Annotated in this window: 25 protein-coding genes; 7 read left to right on the top strand and 18 right to left on the bottom strand. The window is 32.3% G+C overall.

Translation table 11 applies throughout. The annotated features are described in order from the left end of the window. Window positions 1–318 precede the first annotated feature (318 nt). From CHB80_RS14100 to CHB80_RS14090, 3 genes are all read left to right on the top strand, one after another. Window positions 319–1,188, top strand: coding sequence for a phospholipase D family protein (locus tag CHB80_RS14100; protein ID WP_089372135.1), 870 nt, complete (start codon window positions 319–321; stop codon window positions 1,186–1,188). A 5-nt stretch (window positions 1,189–1,193) separates the two neighbouring features. Beyond that, window positions 1,194–2,516 (top strand): hypothetical protein, encoded by a 1,323-nt coding sequence (locus CHB80_RS14095; RefSeq protein WP_143337143.1) that lies wholly within the window; start codon window positions 1,194–1,196, stop codon window positions 2,514–2,516. Between the two features lie 232 nt (window positions 2,517–2,748). Further along, window positions 2,749–3,396 carry a hypothetical protein gene (locus CHB80_RS14090; RefSeq protein ID WP_089372133.1) on the top strand — a complete coding sequence of 216 codons (648 nt, stop codon included), beginning with the start codon at window positions 2,749–2,751 and terminating at the stop codon, window positions 3,394–3,396. Window positions 3,397–3,722: 326 nt separating this feature from the next. On the opposite strand, the gene CHB80_RS14080 is transcribed toward CHB80_RS14090, so the two are convergent. The 3 genes from CHB80_RS14080 to CHB80_RS14070 all read right to left on the bottom strand — a co-directional run bounded on the left by CHB80_RS14080 (window position 3,723) and on the right by CHB80_RS14070 (window position 7,689). After that, window positions 3,723–4,604: an ExbD/TolR family protein gene (locus tag CHB80_RS14080; RefSeq protein WP_089372131.1), complete on the bottom strand. Its 882-nt coding sequence runs from the start codon at window positions 4,602–4,604 to the stop codon at window positions 3,723–3,725. A 4-nt stretch (window positions 4,605–4,608) separates the two neighbouring features. Further along, window positions 4,609–5,382 (bottom strand): PoNe immunity protein domain-containing protein, encoded by a 774-nt coding sequence (locus CHB80_RS14075; protein ID WP_089372130.1) that lies wholly within the window; start codon window positions 5,380–5,382, stop codon window positions 4,609–4,611. A 90-nt stretch (window positions 5,383–5,472) separates the two neighbouring features. After that, a complete protein-coding gene (locus CHB80_RS14070) occupies window positions 5,473–7,689 on the bottom strand; it encodes a hypothetical protein (protein WP_143337142.1) in 2,217 nt (738 codons plus the stop codon). Between the two features lie 352 nt (window positions 7,690–8,041). On the opposite strand from CHB80_RS14070, the gene CHB80_RS25040 reads away from it, so the two are divergent. From CHB80_RS25040 to CHB80_RS14055, 4 genes are all read left to right on the top strand, one after another. Then, window positions 8,042–8,164, top strand: a complete 123-nt coding sequence (locus CHB80_RS25040; RefSeq protein ID WP_262486182.1) for a hypothetical protein — start codon at window positions 8,042–8,044, stop codon at window positions 8,162–8,164. Beyond that, window positions 8,154–8,870 carry a hypothetical protein gene (locus tag CHB80_RS14065; protein WP_089372128.1) on the top strand — a complete coding sequence of 239 codons (717 nt, stop codon included), beginning with the start codon at window positions 8,154–8,156 and terminating at the stop codon, window positions 8,868–8,870. The genes CHB80_RS25040 and CHB80_RS14065 overlap by 11 nt, the downstream gene beginning before the upstream one ends. Window positions 8,871–8,894: 24 nt before the next feature. Beyond that, entirely contained in the window at window positions 8,895–9,635 is a 741-nt protein-coding gene (locus CHB80_RS14060) for a helix-turn-helix domain-containing protein (protein WP_089372127.1), read from the top strand. A 458-nt stretch (window positions 9,636–10,093) separates the two neighbouring features. Further along, a complete protein-coding gene (locus CHB80_RS14055) occupies window positions 10,094–10,594 on the top strand; it encodes a DinB family protein (RefSeq protein WP_089372126.1) in 501 nt (166 codons plus the stop codon). Here CHB80_RS14055 and CHB80_RS14050 read toward each other — a convergent pair. The 15 genes from CHB80_RS14050 to CHB80_RS13985 form a co-directional block, all read right to left on the bottom strand. Further along, window positions 10,591–11,100, bottom strand: a complete 510-nt coding sequence (locus tag CHB80_RS14050; RefSeq protein ID WP_089372125.1) for a D-Ala-D-Ala carboxypeptidase family metallohydrolase — start codon at window positions 11,098–11,100, stop codon at window positions 10,591–10,593. The two genes, CHB80_RS14055 and CHB80_RS14050, sit on opposite strands and share 4 nt — an antisense overlap. A gap of 2 nt (window positions 11,101–11,102) precedes the next feature. Next, complete coding sequence (locus CHB80_RS25035) at window positions 11,103–11,234, bottom strand: hypothetical protein (protein WP_262486181.1); 132 nt, start codon at window positions 11,232–11,234, stop codon at window positions 11,103–11,105. After that, window positions 11,227–11,550, bottom strand: coding sequence for a hypothetical protein (locus CHB80_RS14045; RefSeq protein ID WP_089372124.1), 324 nt, complete (start codon window positions 11,548–11,550; stop codon window positions 11,227–11,229). The genes CHB80_RS25035 and CHB80_RS14045 overlap by 8 nt, the downstream gene beginning before the upstream one ends. A 49-nt stretch (window positions 11,551–11,599) precedes the next feature. Next, entirely contained in the window at window positions 11,600–12,034 is a 435-nt protein-coding gene (locus CHB80_RS14040) for a hypothetical protein (protein ID WP_089372123.1), read from the bottom strand. 6 nt (window positions 12,035–12,040) lie between these two features. Next, complete coding sequence (locus CHB80_RS14035; RefSeq protein WP_143337141.1) at window positions 12,041–12,460, bottom strand: hypothetical protein; 420 nt, start codon at window positions 12,458–12,460, stop codon at window positions 12,041–12,043. After that, complete coding sequence (locus CHB80_RS14030; RefSeq protein ID WP_143337140.1) at window positions 12,372–12,722, bottom strand: hypothetical protein; 351 nt, start codon at window positions 12,720–12,722, stop codon at window positions 12,372–12,374. Before CHB80_RS14030 ends, CHB80_RS14035 begins: the two co-directional genes overlap by 89 nt. Then, window positions 12,700–13,047 carry a hypothetical protein gene (locus tag CHB80_RS14025; RefSeq protein ID WP_089372120.1) on the bottom strand — a complete coding sequence of 116 codons (348 nt, stop codon included), beginning with the start codon at window positions 13,045–13,047 and terminating at the stop codon, window positions 12,700–12,702. The genes CHB80_RS14030 and CHB80_RS14025 overlap by 23 nt, the downstream gene beginning before the upstream one ends. 14 nt (window positions 13,048–13,061) lie before the next feature. Continuing rightward, window positions 13,062–13,304 carry a hypothetical protein gene (locus CHB80_RS14020; protein WP_089372119.1) on the bottom strand — a complete coding sequence of 81 codons (243 nt, stop codon included), beginning with the start codon at window positions 13,302–13,304 and terminating at the stop codon, window positions 13,062–13,064. Then, entirely contained in the window at window positions 13,304–13,912 is a 609-nt protein-coding gene (locus tag CHB80_RS14015) for a hypothetical protein (protein ID WP_089372118.1), read from the bottom strand. The genes CHB80_RS14020 and CHB80_RS14015 overlap by 1 nt, the downstream gene beginning before the upstream one ends. Next, a complete protein-coding gene (locus tag CHB80_RS14010) occupies window positions 13,909–14,400 on the bottom strand; it encodes a peptidoglycan-binding domain-containing protein (protein ID WP_089372253.1) in 492 nt (163 codons plus the stop codon). The genes CHB80_RS14015 and CHB80_RS14010 overlap by 4 nt, the downstream gene beginning before the upstream one ends. Before the next feature lie 10 nt (window positions 14,401–14,410). After that, the gene (locus CHB80_RS14005; RefSeq protein WP_089372117.1) at window positions 14,411–14,932 is read right to left on the bottom strand and encodes a hypothetical protein; all 522 of its coding nucleotides are present in this window, start codon (window positions 14,930–14,932) and stop codon (window positions 14,411–14,413) included. A gap of 13 nt (window positions 14,933–14,945) precedes the next feature. Further along, a complete protein-coding gene (locus CHB80_RS14000) occupies window positions 14,946–15,440 on the bottom strand; it encodes a hypothetical protein (protein ID WP_089372116.1) in 495 nt (164 codons plus the stop codon). After that, window positions 15,437–15,883 (bottom strand): hypothetical protein, encoded by a 447-nt coding sequence (locus CHB80_RS13995; protein ID WP_089372115.1) that lies wholly within the window; start codon window positions 15,881–15,883, stop codon window positions 15,437–15,439. Before CHB80_RS13995 ends, CHB80_RS14000 begins: the two co-directional genes overlap by 4 nt. Before the next feature lie 21 nt (window positions 15,884–15,904). Continuing rightward, window positions 15,905–16,399, bottom strand: coding sequence for an N-acetylmuramoyl-L-alanine amidase (locus CHB80_RS13990; RefSeq protein WP_244905571.1), 495 nt, complete (start codon window positions 16,397–16,399; stop codon window positions 15,905–15,907). Between the two features lie 64 nt (window positions 16,400–16,463). Further along, window positions 16,464–16,892, bottom strand: coding sequence for a TIGR02594 family protein (locus CHB80_RS13985; protein ID WP_089372113.1), 429 nt, complete (start codon window positions 16,890–16,892; stop codon window positions 16,464–16,466). Between the last annotated feature and the right edge of the window lie 18 nt (window positions 16,893–16,910).

Here is a 16,910-nt window from a genome sequence, read left to right as displayed (position 1 = left end):
TTACTTAATGTGTGTTTTTTATATAATTCTAAATTAGTATAGTTTTGTTATTTCAATGCACTCCCTATGACATTTTTGAAATAAAACATCTGTAAAACATTAAAAGCAAAGCTGATAAAACAACCTTACTTTTAATTGAAATTCTAGTTTTCAAAAACTATTTGTAACTATCTTATTTTTCAACGAATCCCATAGATGGGCCACATTATTGTAAAATGACCGTAGAGGTTGCACGCGCAACTTACTGCAACTATTTACTTTGTAGTATATTACATTATTTTATATTTAGGGCTAAATTAAATACATCAAACTATTTATATGAGTTTTTTAACCGATGAAGCACTTGCTGAAGAAATTTATGATACGATTTACTATGCTGAGAAATTTATTCTTATACTATCTCCATTTATACAACTAGATGATTATTTTAAAAATGAAGTTTTTAAAACACACCTAAATAATGCACAAGTGCAAATTATTATTGGTTTTGGTAAAAATGAATCCAATGTAAGTCGAAGCTTCAAAAAGCAGGATATTGAGTATTTTACTCAGTTCCCTAATATCACAATAGTCTACATACCTAATTTACACGCAAAATATTATGGAAATGAGAGTAAAGCTATTGTAACTTCCATGAATTTGATAGACTATTCTTTTATAAATAATATCGAATTTGGAGTATTAACTACAAAAAAAATATTGACTCCTAACACATTCTTCGATACTGCTCAAAAAACCTGTTTTTCAGTATTAGAGAACGATGGATATACGATCTATGTCAAACGTCCTAAGTATAAAAAGAAGCTATTATTAGGTAAAGATTATGTGGGTTCTGAAATAGAACTAGATTTAATTCTTGACATCTCTAAAGGAAAAGATATAGAACAAATACCGCTATCGACTTTTGAACATGAAAAATATGTAAACGCTGCTATTAAATCTGAGCGAGCTGGGCGTGATGTAATTAAAGAAAAAGATAATACTCAAAAGCAAAATGGACATTGTATTCGTTGTAAAACAAACATTCCAATATCTATAGAAAAACCCCTTTGCAATAACTGTTATAAAATATGGGCTAAGTTTGGAGACTCGCGCTATCCAGAGAATTATTGTGTTTCTTGTGGTAAAAACCACAATGTGAATTTTTCTAAACCAGCTTGTTATAGTTGTTACAAAACAATAAACTAAGTAGTATGTATTTAGGAAATAATAATTTTTGGAAGATTTTCCCTAGTGTAGATACTCTAGCTTATTATCATCCATTAGGAAATTTCATTACATTTAATAAATTAAGTGAAGAGCAGTTTGACGAAGTGTATAAAAGTCCAGACAAATTTTCAGGACATCAGAGTATTATTGTTCACGAAGTACAGCATTGGTTAGACCATATAGGAACTCTTTGGGGTGTTCAGAAACTAGCAAAGACTTATAGGGCATTTGATAGTATTTTTCACGGAGATGAATCAGAAATGTTCAAGGTTAAAGAATTACACGATAGTTTTAAAGGAGATAAATTTGCTACTTATTACTCTGAAATATATAATAAGATACAAGGAAGCGCAAGAGAACCTTGGAGGTATAGCTTCTCTATGGGATTACGTTATGATAGTTTAGGACACATAGATAATAGTAAGCCTATTTTTTTTACAAAATTCAACTCACATAATGACCTTCCTGTAGCTAGAGTACCCCTTTCTACTGCATCATTATTAGAAACAACTGCTACTTTTGCTGAAATGGCGTCACGACTTGTAAGCATTTATTCTTTGGATGAAGAGTCCTTAAAAATTGAATTAAAATTATATAGTGATGAAATTTTCAAAAAACTATATAATTCAGATTTATCCTTATACTCCGTTGGTGTTCACGTTACAACAAACATATTAAATATTAAAGACCCTATTAGGGGGTATGAGATAGCTTCACGGTTTGCAACATTATCACTTAATTTAACTAATGAGTCTTTTGAAAAACTAAATATCCCCAAATCCTTTAAAGTAAAAGAATGGCAAGAGAGGCCTGTAAAGTTAATAGAGTTAAAAGATCGTGGATTTGCATTTGTTTGCCTTTTAATGAATTATGCAGAGGAATACGGAGCTTACAATCTAAAAAACTTTAATATAGACCATGTGCTAGAAGCTTCTGGACTTTCTAATAGCGAACAGTTAGAGAAAGATGTAAATAATGAAATTCTCAATATTTCAAAAGAGTTAAGCTTAGAGCAAAATACCTTTTTCAATCTATTTACAACTAAGGTTGCAACAGGTAGTGCTTCAAGAAATGCCATAGGTATTGCCCAACAAAGAATAGAAACTGAAAGCTACTCTAAAATAAAAGGCAAAGACCTTCCGTATATTATTTGTAATGACACCTATTTCGAATATGATGAGATTAGCTTACAGGAAGTGATTGATAAATTAAGAATGGCAGTTCCTATAACACGGGAAGAATGGTGGGCAGTGTATGAATTCTGTGAATTAAAAACAGATCATTTTAGTGAAATTTGTGGAGTATAAAAGACGCTGAAAATTAAATAACCTAATGGCTGGACTATATGTTAATCAATATTTTATTATATATTAAAATGATATGTTATTTATTTTGTTTAAAAAAAGCTTGTTATAAAAATGTTGAAAGTGAAACAAATTAGCTCAGAACAAAGCAAAATATGATAAAGCTTTCGTAAAAAAATAGAATACTTTAATAAAAAAATTATTGTAATTGCTAAAAAGATTTAAAATTACATTTATGAAAAATACTTTATTCTTTATATGCTTTTTGACTTTGAATATTTCTGCTCAGAATTATTCTAAATCAATTATCTCCCCTGAATTAGAAATGAAAATTAAAAAGGATACTATTTATAAGTTAGATGTAAATAATAGAATTGAATACTTCAATATCCTCAGTAAAATAATACTTCCTGATTACTTTGATCTAAAAAAGAAAATTAATAATACTATTAAAGCTGAAGATAAAATAAAGGTTGAGAAAATAATAAAGTCTTATAACCAAAAAAGTATTTATTACTTGAATAAATTTCAGGAAACCCAACGTATTAGATACCAAAATACTTTAGCATATAATAACTTAAATACAATACTCATATTTGAAACACTCAGTATCTATCCTGACAGTTATGCTATACTTATGAATGAATCAATTCTAAACAGTAAAATTAATATTAAAGATAAGTTTTTAATTGACCAATTGTTTTCTAAATATGAATATTTATTAACAGATAACGAAAAGACTATTAGTAAGATGCAAATACAGATTACTAAGTCAAAATCTCAATTAAAAATTGTTGATATATTTCAAAATACGGGAAATAAAACTGATAAAGATATAGCAAAATCTAAATTAATAGATTTACTTATTTGGAGTATAAAATAGCCTAAGTAAAATCAGTAGCTATATAATATTTATGAATGTGCATCTTTGAGATAAGAGTGATAAATAACAAAAAAACTAACAGTCAAAGTAAAATATAATACTCTCATGAATAACATTTTTAGCCTCTTATTTCTAAGGTCATAAATTAAGAGATAAGCAAACAGTATTAATGTCACAGGTACAAAAAAAGCAATAAAAACCCAACCTAATAAGCTTGGTGTATATACTGCTACCATATATTCAGCAGGAATAAAACGTATGACAATACATAAAACTAGAAGGGAATAAAAAATAATATCTATTTTTTTCATAAAGAGATAAAAGGTCTAATCCAAATTTTTACAAAAATCAATTTCACTTCCATTATGGATAGCTTTAATTTGTGATGATAACTCAACTAAGAAGGCTTTCTTTTTACTTCTTTCTAAGAGTTTATATATTCCTTTAAAAGACTTTAAGGTTTCTATGTATGAGTTATAAGACAAGTCTTTGTCAAAATCTAAAAACAGTACATTTAAAGACTTAAATAGCTCTAATAAAGCTTCGTTATCTTGTGATTGTATCAGTTCTGAATTATAAATAATTCCCTTATTTGTGGCTGTAATACAACTAATTTCTCGATCTGAAAGAGTCTTTTCTATTATCTGCTTTTGATTGGAATAAATTTCTTTTTCTAAAAGATATGTCCAATGTAATGGAGGTAGTGGCGGAGGCGGTATATTTTTTGTAGAGCCTGATTTAGATATGGGAACAAATGTAGGAATCTCAACAGTAGGCTCTTCACTCATTGTCATAGCATTATATTGAGGATAATTTTTCCGGTAAACACCCTTAAAAAAATCTTTATCTTCAATTGACCCCGTCTTGTAAACTATTTTTCGAATATTTAAAGAAGCAATTTCTGTTTTTAATTTATCAACGGTACTATAAGGTGTTTGTTTATCTATATAGAGAAAGATTACAGTACGTAACCTATTTTGTTCAGGAATGGTTTTTATTGCCTGATCTAATTTTAAGCCAATGTCATTTAAATTAATAGGTTCTTTTTCTAGGTAAATATTCTCAAGTTTATCAATATAAAAACTTAATACAGGCGTCACTCTTGTAATTTTAACTTCTTGTTCTCCTTCTGGTAATTCGATACTTTTTACTTGGGCATCAGATATGCTTACAAATAAGAAGAAAAAAGCGATACATATAATTTTCATAATATCAAGTTATTAAATCCTTTGGGTAATATTTATTATCCCTAAATGTACTATCATCCAAGTCTTTTATTTTAACTATGGCTGCAGCTATAAAACACCAATATCCAACATAAAGGTCATGTACATTTTTATGAAGACCATACATTGGAGTTCCTTTAAAACTTGCATACCATTCCTTTTCTAAAAAATATTTTAATTCTTGTTCTGCTATTTTATTGTTGGGTTCTTGTATAATATTCTTTAACCTTCCGTAGCGCTCATTAATATGAAAAAAAACTTGGTAACTTTCTTCTACAACAGGAGTTTTAGCCTTGTCTTTATAACAGAATAGAAAGTCAAGTAAAAAATCTTTAACTCGATCTCTTTCTACATATATAATTAATTTATTAAATACAGTGTCAGAGATACTAAGCAGAACCCCTAAAGATATTACCTCTAAAATCCCAAGGTAATTAGAGAACGTATATTGGTCTAAAATAGTGGTTGTATTTCCTTTTGAGTGGACAAATTTACCTGACCCTTCTGTCCAATTTTCATACATTAAAGATACTGATTGTGTATATAAATCTATAATGTTATTAGATTTTATATTGTCCCCCCTAGAATATTTAGCAATTATTAAATTCCTATAAGTTGTAGACATACTTAATTTAACAATACTAATTCTTTCTTCTTTTATTAAATTATTTTCAAGTTTATTGATACGTCTATCAATACTATTCTCAAGCGCTTCTACACGTTCATTAAAGTAGCTAATATCCTTAATTTTATCTCTCATTTATAGTATATAATTTTATTTTTAAATTCGGGAAATCACTAAATTAGAAAAGATTTCCCGAATTAATAGTCAGTTTTTAAATAAATAAATTTAGGGTATCCAGACTCCTATAATATTTCCAAGTTCATTTAATTCAGAGTAAACTTGACTTCCATCTGGAAGTACCCTTGAAATAACCCTAGTGTATCCAGCATCCATTATTTCTTCACCCAATTCTTGTCCTACTTCTTGGATCAATCTATTATTTCCGCTATTTAAACCCAAAATCCAAGAATCACTCATCTGCTTTCCATCTATAGTATTACCTAGAGTAGAGGTGTTATATTTACTCTCTACAATTAAGAATTCTCCTGTTTGTGGATTTTTAAAAATCCCATCTATCCCTGGCCCCAAGGGTTGATCAATATTTGTTATTCTGACATGAAGAGGTTCATAGCCATTAGAAGCAAAATCCACATCAGTGACCATTTCTCCAAAATTACCTTTTCTTCTTGTATTACCATTTGCATTTAAGTCAATCACTCCTTCTAAAACGTTCTCAACAACTCTTTTTTGAGTACTTGCGATTTCATCAAGATACCTTATAACTGCTTGTGTTGCTTCTATAACTTCATCTCCATATTTTGTAAGCCTTATTAATTTTACAAGATCACTACCAGGAACTATGTCAACTAAAATTAATATTCCAGCTACGGCTCTACTTTGTTCTACACCATCAAAATCTTCCCCCGTTATTACAATAAGAATATCTTCTATGGGTAAAATGTATCTACCTAATACAACCCCACCATTTTCAATAACAGCCTGAAAAAAGGCTTCTATGTCACAAGAGAGGCAGTCAAAATTTTGTGTTGGCAATAAGTATTCATACCAATCATTGGAATTATAGTCATATACATAATGATAGTTGTCTTGAAGAGGGCCGTCAGTCGGTGCAATTGTTGATAAATCTTCTGGATTAATTGCTCTGTAATGTACAGATTCATATAATACACTCCCGTTTTCAAGCAAGAACATTGTACCATCAGTATCTGGGGGATTATAGGTATGTGTATAACTTAAAGCTTGTCGATTTTTAAAAACTCCACTATTAGGTATCCAAGTTGGACTTTCTTCAACATTAGTTGTAATAGTAAGTAGAACCCTAGCGTAATTAGCTTTTTCAGAATCGGAGAAATTATTCTGTAAATATTCTAAAAACTCTTCGGCTATATCACTATTTTGAATTAAATAATTTTCTTGTTCATTAGTTAATGGAGATTCTAAGTATTCAGATATAGCGAAAATTAAATCATCATCAAATAAGATACCTATTGTCGTATTCGTATTATCAGGTTGATCTTCTGGTGGTGCTTCGGCACATCCATTTCCACTTGGATCACATTGGTTGGGACAAGGATCACCATAATCATCATAGCATACTTCAGGAAGTTCAGGTAGATCATCAGGACATCGTACGGTATCTTCTACACTCTTATCGCCATAAGTAATTACAATAACCCATGAACCACCCATACTAGGGTTATTACATTCACTTGGTTCATTATGTAAAAATTGTCTCCAAACACAGAGCCATTTAAGATCAGCTGACACATCAGGATCAGGTGGAGGGTTGTCTCCATTTCCACCTCCGTCACCATCTCCTGGTCCTGGGCTTCCATCATTACCACCATCATTACCTCCACCTCCATTTGGATTACCATCATCAGAACACGGGCTTCTCGTTTCCCCATTAATAGCTACACCGTCTATCAAGTTTAGTTTTGCTATATACCTTCCTGTGATGCTGTAATGTATGATCTCTCCACTAAAAGTTGAAAAATCTTGAGTATCTCTATAATTTGGAATCCACCCTTCATCAGGACGATATTCTACAATGTATGAGAATAAACCTGTAGAAGATTCTTGAACAACAAGGTTAAATGTTGATGTAACAGTTGTATTAGTATTCTCAATAGAGGTAAGTAAAAACGTATGATTCTTACGATCATATTGATCAGTTACCTCAATAATTTCTCTTGTTTGTAGCGTTCCTATTACTAAATCAGATTCGCTTGACCTATTGTTTGAATCAATAGACTTCTCAATGATAAAACTTCCTTTATGATCTCCTAGTGTTGAGAGGTAATCTGCCACTTCTGGAATCTCATCTAAAGAAACAGTGGTAGTGGTTGTTTGTAAATGTTCGTGTAGATGTCCTTCTAGGGAGGTAAAAGAGGCATCATCTTTTTGACAACACACAAAAAGTGTCATTACTGTGAGGACTAGAAATATTCTTGTCCTCCAAAATCCTACATTCTTACTCATTTTCATTTATGGTTTTAAATTAATACATAAAAGCATAAAGGATTTTTCAAAAATTAAGAAAAGTTCAAGTACAATTCCACAACAACTCTAACACCATGTAAGTGAATGAAGTGACTGATCTAATTGAAAAACCGTTTTTTATACTTTAGAAAACAAAACTAGAGAGGATGTTTTGTGTGTAAACACTCTAAAAGAGTAAAAAAAATATACTTTTAGAGTGTACTACTTACACTTTAATTATATATAATAAGTTGTTTTTTATGGTTTTACCGTAATATTATGGAGGGTTATTGATTGTTATTTTTGAATTCTTTACTATATATTAGATATGTAAAACTATTAAACATCAATTATGGCAAAGAGACCTGATAATGGTAGAGCTTCCGAGGAAGATCCAGAAGTAAAAAAAATCATAGAAGACATAGAAAAGTCAGAATCTGAAAAAGATTCTACCGACACTAAAAATGAAGATTAAAACTTATATAGGGATATTTTTTATTTTAAGTACATTTCTATTAAACTATTTAGACCAATTATTCCCAAATTTTACTGAATTTGTAATATTTGGGAAAAGTTTTAAAATTATAGAAGGTTTTAATTCTCATGACATAATGTGGACTATTGCACAAAAGCTAAACCTTGTATTTTTTGCTATTGGTATTTTATTGATTTTCCCTTTTGAAAAAGTGAAAGAAACTTTTTTAAAAAAGCTTTTGATAATAGTTTTCTTAACTAGTATTGTGTTTAATTCATATCTAGCGATTGCTGCGATACATGATTATGTTAATGGTTTTGGCGACGGGCATTTTATAATCACTTTTCTGATTTTAACAATCTTTATTGCTTCTTTACTTCTTCTATTACTAAAATTAAATAGAGTTGTTAATAATCGGAAAAAAGAAATATTACGACTTAAATATGAAGTTGAAAGAAGGATAGATGCTTTAAAAGAAAAAGATTTAAAAATGTTGCAAATACAGTCAAAAGTTGATTCCATTCAAGATACTAATATATTTATAACAAAGAAGATAGAAGCCTTAGAGTGTTTACCTTTATTTATTAAAGAAACTGATAATATGGAAACATGGTCAAAACTAGCGCATAGAAGAGCCATGATGATTTATGGACAACTAGATAAACAATTAAAAGATTTAGAAGAAGCTAAAACAATTGCCTTATAATAATTTTGTGGTGCGACACGATTTATGAAAAAGAAAGATGATATACCTAACAAAAACAACATAGAGTATATAGACGAAAGAAATGATTTAAAACAACTTAAAGTCCTTATTATAGAAGATCATTCTTTAATGAGATTTGCTATAAAACAGGTATTCTCAAAGCTTAGTAATAGTCAACAACAATATAAGTTTGTTATTGATATAGCATCTAATTGTAAAGAAGCTTATGACAAGATTTCTTTAAGAAATAATTTTTACGAACTAATTCTTTTAGATATACAACTTCCAGCATATCCATCTCAAAAGCTATTTTCTGGAGAAGATATTGGACTTTGGGTAAAAAAAACATTATGCCTCTCTTCCAAAATTATTGTAATAACCTTAATAAAAGATAATTTTAGAATCCAAAATATAATTAAAACGGTTAATCCTGATGGCTTCTTCGTAAAAGGAGACATTACTCCTGAAGCATTACTAATAGCATTGAAGAAGATTTTTGAACCTACATCTACAACCTATTATTCAGAGTCAATAACTGCATATTCACAAAAATTAATCTCAAGTGACTTCTCAATAGACCTTATTGATAGACAACTACTCTATGAAATATCTCAAGGAGCTAGTAATGTAGAACTTCAAGAGTTACTATCACTTTCTAAAAGCACAGTCCAAAAACGTAAAGGCAGGCTTATGGATATTTTCAATGTGTCAGACAATAGTAACAGAGAACTTATTATAAAGGCTAAAGAACAGGGGTTCTTATAAGTTTTTTTTCTTAAATATATACAATCTAAAAGTATATTTTTTTTATACTTTTAGATTGTTCTTACACTTCACTATATCAATAATTTAGCTTCATAATTAATAGAACTTTAAACACTCATGTACGCTTTTCACCCTTTACAAAAGTAGGACTATAATTAAGCCCTTAGTGTTTGATGTAAATTGCACCACACTCAAATATTTTGGGTTATAGTCCTATGAATTTTAAAGAAACTATACAATTATATTTTTGAATAATAAACACTCAATTAAGTAGTTGATACTATATCCTTTAAGTCTGTCTTTTTAGGGGAAGAAAAAGCACTTATTGGGTATAGTTTCTCATCGGTTTTTCACCCCGAAAAGTAGAACTATCCACCCATGTCTTCCAAAGTCATTGCACCATATTTTCGTTTGGGGTTTTGGGTGTAGTTCTATCATCATAAAAGTAAAAAATACACATGACAATACAGTATTACGCACAACAATTAGAAGCCGTCAATTACAAAGCATTGTGGGTAGGTCAGAATATGATGGAGAAAATAGAGGGCATTTCAGAGTATACCGCCTTTACACGTCCTATTCTAGAACTTCATAGTGTTGCAGAAATTATAGGACACATGACGGCTTCAAACATAGACATAATTAATAAACTAAAAATACATTTTAAGTCACAGCAAGTCTATCAACCTGAATATTGGCGCTCTAACGAAGAACTTAAAACAATTGGATGGAAACAATTAAAAGAAGATTATGAAAAAAGTATTCTATCTATCATTGTTCTTATTGGAGATAAGGATGATTCTCTGTTAGAAAAGACCTACAGAGAAGATAATCATAAAAGTGTCTATCCTTTTGAGTTTGCTATAGAAGGTGTGATCCATCATACTATGTATCATTTAGGACAACTAGGCATTACCATTAAGCTTCTTATTAGAAAAGAGCTTCATGTACAAAATTAAACAAACGGGTTAATTTCAGGTTGAGTTCCCGAAGGATATCCCCAAGCCACGTATTGCGGTTTAGACATATCTACATCCAGATGCACAAATGTTTTACCAACCCCAATACGAGTAAAACCAAGATTATATGCTTGAACCACCAACAGATTACGAACAGCTCGCGTGGGGGCGTGAATATCAACAGCTTTACATTTCGTAATCAAGTGGGCGGAATTACTCACTCCGCCCACTTTTTTATTCCAATAACGGCTCCGTACTGCCGAGTTGATATTTTTAAGCACTGGATAGCCTGTTCTTTTTTCGAGTACTAGCAATCGTTTTAAAAGTGATCTATTTATACACCGTCCAGAACCCGCTATATCCTTACTGTCAAAAACAGAAAAGTCAACGTTACTCGCCACTTTTTTTACTTTTGATTGGGTTAAATAACCTATTAAAACAGCACCACCCACTAGGAGTACTACTGTTCCAATACCTACATAAATGTGTTTATAATTAGAGATCATCTTTATTCTTTCTTATGGTCGTCATTTCCCTTTCTATAACGATCCTTTAATTCGATCCCTACCTTTATGATACTAGCAATCATAAAAATTCCAAAGACAACATTCAGTAGGGTATTTCCATTATTATCATTCATCTGAGGAGGTTCTATAAGGTTTGATTTCTTCTTCTAACTGATCTACATATTTTTCTAATTTTTCAATTTTTTCTCGCTGTTCTATAATGATCTTAGTATTTTCTTCGTTCTTCTCTTCAAGCTCTTTTAATCGCTTCTCCATACCCTCAGCCCACACCTTATAGTTTTCAATGATCACACTGTTATCGTGTACTTGTAAGTTGTGTATTTCTGCATTCTTTAAGCGATTTTGACTTTTAAATTGTATTAATAGCTCTATGAGTTTCCAAAACCCCGTAGCGCTAAATATGACAATTATAATTTTTGCAATATCCATACTGTATATTTTTAAAATTCTTTTTTAGAGTATCTATTCCTTACCTGATCTAAAAAGGACTTCCAAAGGTTTTAAACCGAAGTGGGAGTTCTACGATATATGGGTTTATATTTAAAATGAGTTCATCCTGATCATTTACGAATGTTCCGCTTATCGTGACTCTTCCATCTATATCTATAGAATAGAAAAACTGACTCCATCCTATACTAAACAAGGTTCCTGTATGATTCCCCTCATCTATTAGTGGAGCAGGCAAGCTTACAAGCCAATCTCCAATTTCTAGTTCAGGGGTTCTAGGGCTTAGTCTAATATCCTTTGCAATGATCAAATTCTCATTAATAAGACTATAGGTATTATAAGAAGCAGAGTGGGTAAGACTTGTGCTTAAATGCTCGGGTAGAATTTCGTGTATTGTAACACTATTTTGTGATGTTTGAGAGCCTCCATTCTGAGAAGCATCACTTTGATATCCTGAAATTGACATAGGCTTTTATTTAATGATTAATACTCCTACTAAGACAAGAATTGCTCCACCAAAGACGGTGTTTTTAAATCCTTGCCTTTTTACTTTTTTTGTAAGGGCTTTGTTATCGATTACAAGAGCTTTATAGGCTAAGTTCTTGTTATCAATCACTAGGGATTGATTGGCATTTTTATTTTCTAAAAATAGAATGGTGGAATCTTTTACTTCTTGTAATAGGAGTAACTCTTTTTTTTGAGATTCTAATAGACCTATAATTCCTTTTTGGAGTTTTTCTTTTTCAAAAGTCTTGGCGATATATTTGGATTGCCACTGTGTAAAACAAAAATAGGACTCCCCATCAATGGGGTATACTATCGGTTTTAAGCCTTGCGAAAAACCGCTCCAACTCAAGGACAGAATAGTTATTAATACGATTAATGTTTTCATCTAACGTTTGTTTTAAGTGATAGATCTGCTGATCTTTCTCGTTAATGATTTCTTGTAAGTTTTCTGCTTGTATTTTTAAATCTTGCACCTTGGTGTCGAGTGCTGTATTCAAAACAAACAGTTCTTTATTCTCTTGTTCTAATAAGTCAGGGAATGTTGTGGTTTGCAAGTTATCATCTGAAAACAAATAAGTGCTAACTAATACAATGACAAGAACAATCCCTGTGAGTAGTTTCCAATTATTCTTCACTATAGTCATCATAATTTGGTTCTACTGGGTTTAATTTTAATACAGCAAAAAGTTTGTCTACAACAAGCTTGTGAAAGACCATAGCAAATACAAAAGATTGAAATAAGCATTCTATTTTAGATGCATCATAGCCTCTTAGTAGATATACTAAAACGCCATATCCGATACCTGTGAGTAATACTCTATATCGAGTAGGTATTTTAACATTGGAAACTTTAAAAACCCATGCTGTTATTTTGGTTTGATTTACTAAATGTGAAATGAGTATAAATGTGATGATATACCCCCAATCAAGGCTTGTTAAATAATCAAATAGATATTCGATACTTGTGATCATAGTTTTCGTTTTTTTTATTTATTTAATATGCTTTTAATCTCAGACACGTCCGATTTAATGGCAGTAAGTTCTTTACTTGGAAATACCTCTTTAAGTAATCTTGCCATTACAATGAGACTGATTCCTGAGATAAGTAGGGTAAGAGCTACCTTAGTAGCTGTAGTATTGGTAATGGTAAGGGTTACTTCGGTTTTAATTCCATCTTTGTCAATCAGTGCATTTAAAAGACCGCCGTTTCTTTTTTTGTTTTCGGACATTACCTTCTTCTTTTATTTTTACGCATGAGTCTCTTAAATAACGCCTGATCAATCTGATCAACCTTTAAAAGATGCAAAACTCTATTAGCTAGGTTCTGATCGAACTCATCGGTTACTTCACCGCCCCAACCGTGATGTTTTAAAAGGTATTTTTGAAGGGCAAATACTCTCTCTCCTTTACTGCCTAATTGGAGCGGAAAATCATCAGAGATCATCTCTGTTACTGGTGTAACTTCTTCTAAAGCTTCAGGGGTTTCTATAAGAGCTATTTCAGTTTTTATTTCTGTTTGTTTTACCGCTGGTGCTTCTTCTACTTCAGTAGGAACCACTTCTGATTTAATAACCTCTTTGGGAGTGACTTCGTTAGAAATGATTTGTTTAGACGCTTCCATCTTTGTGTCCTTTACAGGCTCTTTTATAGGCTCATTGTTAGGAACTATTTTCATCTGAACTACAGGAGTTGTATCGCCTTTTGTTTTGGGGCTGCCTGTTACCTTTTGCGCATCAGACTCCTTTTTTTGACACAATGCCGAGATACATCCAATGAGCAGTCCACTTCCTAGTATTAAAGCGCCACTGATTCCTATTTCTTTTACTGTAATTTTCATGTTCCTAAGAGTTTTAAAGTGTTTTTCATGGACTGAATATCAGACCTTGTAAAGCTTGTTTTACCTAATCGTTTTTGAGCGCCTTTAGCCGTTAGTTTGCCGTAAATACCATCCACACCATCTCGTTTTGGTCCACTACGTCCGAGTGGTTCTTTGTAGTATTTTAAATAGCGTTGTAGAATCTTCACATCTGGATGCCTACTACCTCTTTTGATATACATAGAAGACGACGAACTTGAAGTTGAATTTGAACTCGAAATTGAAGGTGAAGATGTGCTATTATTTGAAATAGGTCTAAATGGCGGGGTATTAAATACGTCCGTATCTAATGGATCATTATCTATACTTGGGGTCGTATTCTTTTTCTTCTTATGAAAGTAATACCAAGTAAATCCACCTATGGCTAATACTAGAATAATACCACCGACCACTACCAATTCTTTTGAACTATTAGGAGCTTTATCTGTTGTTTTTATGTGCTGTTTCATCGTTTTAAAATTAATAGTTAACAAGCTTTCTCACGGGGATCGTTACATTTATTTGCATTTCTTTTGCACTTAAAAAACTATCAAGATGTTGCCATAAATCTTTTTTATACACATCGTAAAAAGCGCGAGATACGCTACATACTTGTGTCTTGTCTCTAAGCTGTTTCCCAAAGACATTTCCCACTGCTTTTTCATCATCATTAAAAGTGCCTTTTGCCTGCTTTAGCACTTTGGCTAGTGCGATTGCTTTTACTTTTGGTAATTCTTTAATCTTCTTAGGAGCGAGCCACGCTTTTACATCATCGATATATCCGTAATTAAACGGTTTGTTCCAATTAGGCTCTTGTTTTACCCTCGCTTTTTGAGTGACGGATTGTGGTGTACCTTCTTTTGGAAATATGCCATTAGCTGTAGCTATTGCTCCTTTGCTAGACGCTTTTTTCTTTTTAGAGAGTACTAGATACAATCCAATACCAGAAACGGCTAAAACACTGCCTCCAATCATCCACCATGTTGTTTTTGATAATTTCATCTGTATTACTTTTTTATAAGGTTCTATAAGGAGGTAGCTTTGCTACAATCCCCATCACTATTTTTATTTCCGAAGTGCTTAAACGATCCTTTAATACATCGATCAGGTTGTTTCCATACTCTTCTTGATAAGCACTAGCAAGCTGCGATACCTGCACCTTGTCTTTAAGACTTCTAAAAACACCGTAGATTTTTTCTTCATCGTCATTTAGATACCAAGGTGTTAAAGCGCTATTAATTTGATAGGCATATCCGATAGCGGTCTGCTTTTTAAGGGTAATTACCGTTTGAGATACACTCTGTAATACCCGTGCTTTGTATTGCAGATCAAAAGCTTTTGTACTGTCAAGTCCGCCTCCTATATCGGCTATAGCGTTTGAAATAGCTTGTAAGAATAAGGTGTATCGTTTGTCTCTTTTCTTGGCTCTTACACTTGCATACCCTATGGCTACCACCAACACCCCAAAGACGCTTGCTATCCCTACTTTATGTACTTTGGTAAGTCTCATTTGGATAGTAATTTACTTGCTCTCCCTACAGGGGTTAGCATTTTTATATCTTCTATTTCAGTACTATCTACCGCCTTTTTACCAATGACAAGGATGCCAATGATAAGAGCGATTAAAAGCACAGGAATCCCTATAGCAATGGTTTTGGTGAGATTCTTTCCAAGTCCAAAGAAGTTTGCTTGAATTTCAGAAAGATCCGATAGCGTTCGTGTCGCGATATTAGATACATCAAGTCCCTTAGCATCCATCCACGTATTAAAAGCTGGACGGCTAGTACAGCTTACTGCTCCTGTTTTTTTCCAAGTGATCAGCCATAAGGTTTTAGCATGAGCGCTTCCCACGGCTTTTTTGAGCGCATCAAAATAACCGATCCATAGATCGCAGGGATCATCCTTTTCAGGGATCACAAATGAGTAGGTGTTTACAGTGAGAGCTTTAGACATTTTCTAGGGATTAGGTAACTATTAAACAGTTCTTATAATGGGTGTTCTTTGGTATTGATTACGCGTTGGTATTCCAATGGATTCTAGCCATGCCTGCACATCAAAGGCAGGGTTTTTAGATTCCTCAACGTAAGTAGGATCATCAAATCCTACAACGATGATTTTAGGGAATCGAAGGGTGTAAAATTTCACAATCGCTTCTAGGGTTTTGGTTTGCTCTTCGGTGCGCGTATCTTTCCAAAAGGCTTCTTTTAGGGTACGCCCCCCCACATAACCGATATGCTTGACCTTTCCTAAAATGGGACGTTTCCCTCCTGAGACACCCCATAAATCCACATTTGTCGGGCTGTTTTCACTGACTAAGGTTTCAAGTGTTCCATCTTGTAAAATGAGATAATCAAATCCTGGTCTATTAAAGCCTAAACCACCATTTGAAATAGGGCGTGTATGATGGTTAATAATAGCATCTTTATTCAGGTTCTTCGCCTCTGAGGTATTGGTGGATTGTATGACCAAATAATTAAGTGTTTCCATTGTATCTATTTTTTGTTTGCTATACAGTTAGTTGAACTACTCCCCTTTAAAGGGCTAATCTTCTAAAGCCAAGAAGCCTGTAGGCAGGGTAGGCTTTGATATTTACCTGATTGCTTTGATTACCACCTAAACAGTAGATTTGTTTTCTATCTTCAGAATAGCCGATAAAAAAACCAACGTGTCCTTTCCAAGAGTTTTTAGACTCCCGCCAAAAAACCACCACATCTCCTACCACTGGTCTTATTACCTTTTTCCCAACTCGAAGCCAAGAGCGTGCATTGAGTTTTCCACTTCCTTTTTTATTGGCTTTGAGGGCTACCCAATTGGCAAAAGCACTGCACCAAGCCATTTCATCATCTTTTACCCAATCATAGCCGATTTCTTTAAAATAATTGACAATAACAGGGTTGTGCATACTTGCTACCTTCTCGGTAGTGCCGTACTGACTAAGAGCTATATTTATAAGTGTTTTCATGTTCTTTTTTTATTAAAT

Origin of the sequence: Dokdonia pacifica, assembly GCF_900188275.1 — a bacterium.
In the GTDB taxonomy this organism is placed as follows: Bacteria; Bacteroidota; Bacteroidia; order Flavobacteriales; family Flavobacteriaceae; genus Dokdonia; species Dokdonia pacifica.
The sequence above is the reverse complement of the archived record's forward strand: the minus strand, read 5'-3'. Positions and strand labels throughout refer to the sequence as shown.

Excerpts from the sequence above, each read along its gene's own strand:
- CHB80_RS14100 (WP_089372135.1), top strand. The coding sequence starts at position 319 with ATGAGTTTTTTAACCGATGAAGCACTTGCTGAAGAAATTTATGATACG.
- CHB80_RS14095 (WP_143337143.1), top strand. The coding sequence starts at position 1,194 with ATGTATTTAGGAAATAATAATTTTTGGAAGATTTTCCCTAGTGTAGAT.
- CHB80_RS14090 (WP_089372133.1), top strand. The coding sequence starts at position 2,749 with ATGAAAAATACTTTATTCTTTATATGCTTTTTGACTTTGAATATTTCT.
- CHB80_RS14080 (WP_089372131.1), bottom strand. The coding sequence starts at position 4,604 with ATGAAAATTATATGTATCGCTTTTTTCTTCTTATTTGTAAGCATATCT.
- CHB80_RS14075 (WP_089372130.1), bottom strand. The coding sequence starts at position 5,382 with ATGAGAGATAAAATTAAGGATATTAGCTACTTTAATGAACGTGTAGAA.
- CHB80_RS14070 (WP_143337142.1), bottom strand. The coding sequence starts at position 7,689 with ATGAGTAAGAATGTAGGATTTTGGAGGACAAGAATATTTCTAGTCCTC.
- CHB80_RS25040 (WP_262486182.1), top strand. The coding sequence starts at position 8,042 with ATGGCAAAGAGACCTGATAATGGTAGAGCTTCCGAGGAAGATCCAGAA.
- CHB80_RS14065 (WP_089372128.1), top strand. The coding sequence starts at position 8,154 with ATGAAGATTAAAACTTATATAGGGATATTTTTTATTTTAAGTACATTT.
- CHB80_RS14060 (WP_089372127.1), top strand. The coding sequence starts at position 8,895 with ATGAAAAAGAAAGATGATATACCTAACAAAAACAACATAGAGTATATA.
- CHB80_RS14055 (WP_089372126.1), top strand. The coding sequence starts at position 10,094 with ATGACAATACAGTATTACGCACAACAATTAGAAGCCGTCAATTACAAA.
- CHB80_RS14050 (WP_089372125.1), bottom strand. The coding sequence starts at position 11,100 with ATGATCTCTAATTATAAACACATTTATGTAGGTATTGGAACAGTAGTA.
- CHB80_RS25035 (WP_262486181.1), bottom strand. The coding sequence starts at position 11,234 with ATGAATGATAATAATGGAAATACCCTACTGAATGTTGTCTTTGGAATT.
- CHB80_RS14045 (WP_089372124.1), bottom strand. The coding sequence starts at position 11,550 with ATGGATATTGCAAAAATTATAATTGTCATATTTAGCGCTACGGGGTTT.
- CHB80_RS14040 (WP_089372123.1), bottom strand. The coding sequence starts at position 12,034 with ATGTCAATTTCAGGATATCAAAGTGATGCTTCTCAGAATGGAGGCTCT.
- CHB80_RS14035 (WP_143337141.1), bottom strand. The coding sequence starts at position 12,460 with ATGAAAACATTAATCGTATTAATAACTATTCTGTCCTTGAGTTGGAGC.
- CHB80_RS14030 (WP_143337140.1), bottom strand. The coding sequence starts at position 12,722 with ATGATGACTATAGTGAAGAATAATTGGAAACTACTCACAGGGATTGTT.
- CHB80_RS14025 (WP_089372120.1), bottom strand. The coding sequence starts at position 13,047 with ATGATCACAAGTATCGAATATCTATTTGATTATTTAACAAGCCTTGAT.
- CHB80_RS14020 (WP_089372119.1), bottom strand. The coding sequence starts at position 13,304 with ATGTCCGAAAACAAAAAAAGAAACGGCGGTCTTTTAAATGCACTGATT.
- CHB80_RS14015 (WP_089372118.1), bottom strand. The coding sequence starts at position 13,912 with ATGAAAATTACAGTAAAAGAAATAGGAATCAGTGGCGCTTTAATACTA.
- CHB80_RS14010 (WP_089372253.1), bottom strand. The coding sequence starts at position 14,400 with ATGAAACAGCACATAAAAACAACAGATAAAGCTCCTAATAGTTCAAAA.
- CHB80_RS14005 (WP_089372117.1), bottom strand. The coding sequence starts at position 14,932 with ATGAAATTATCAAAAACAACATGGTGGATGATTGGAGGCAGTGTTTTA.
- CHB80_RS14000 (WP_089372116.1), bottom strand. The coding sequence starts at position 15,440 with ATGAGACTTACCAAAGTACATAAAGTAGGGATAGCAAGCGTCTTTGGG.
- CHB80_RS13995 (WP_089372115.1), bottom strand. The coding sequence starts at position 15,883 with ATGTCTAAAGCTCTCACTGTAAACACCTACTCATTTGTGATCCCTGAA.
- CHB80_RS13985 (WP_089372113.1), bottom strand. The coding sequence starts at position 16,892 with ATGAAAACACTTATAAATATAGCTCTTAGTCAGTACGGCACTACCGAG.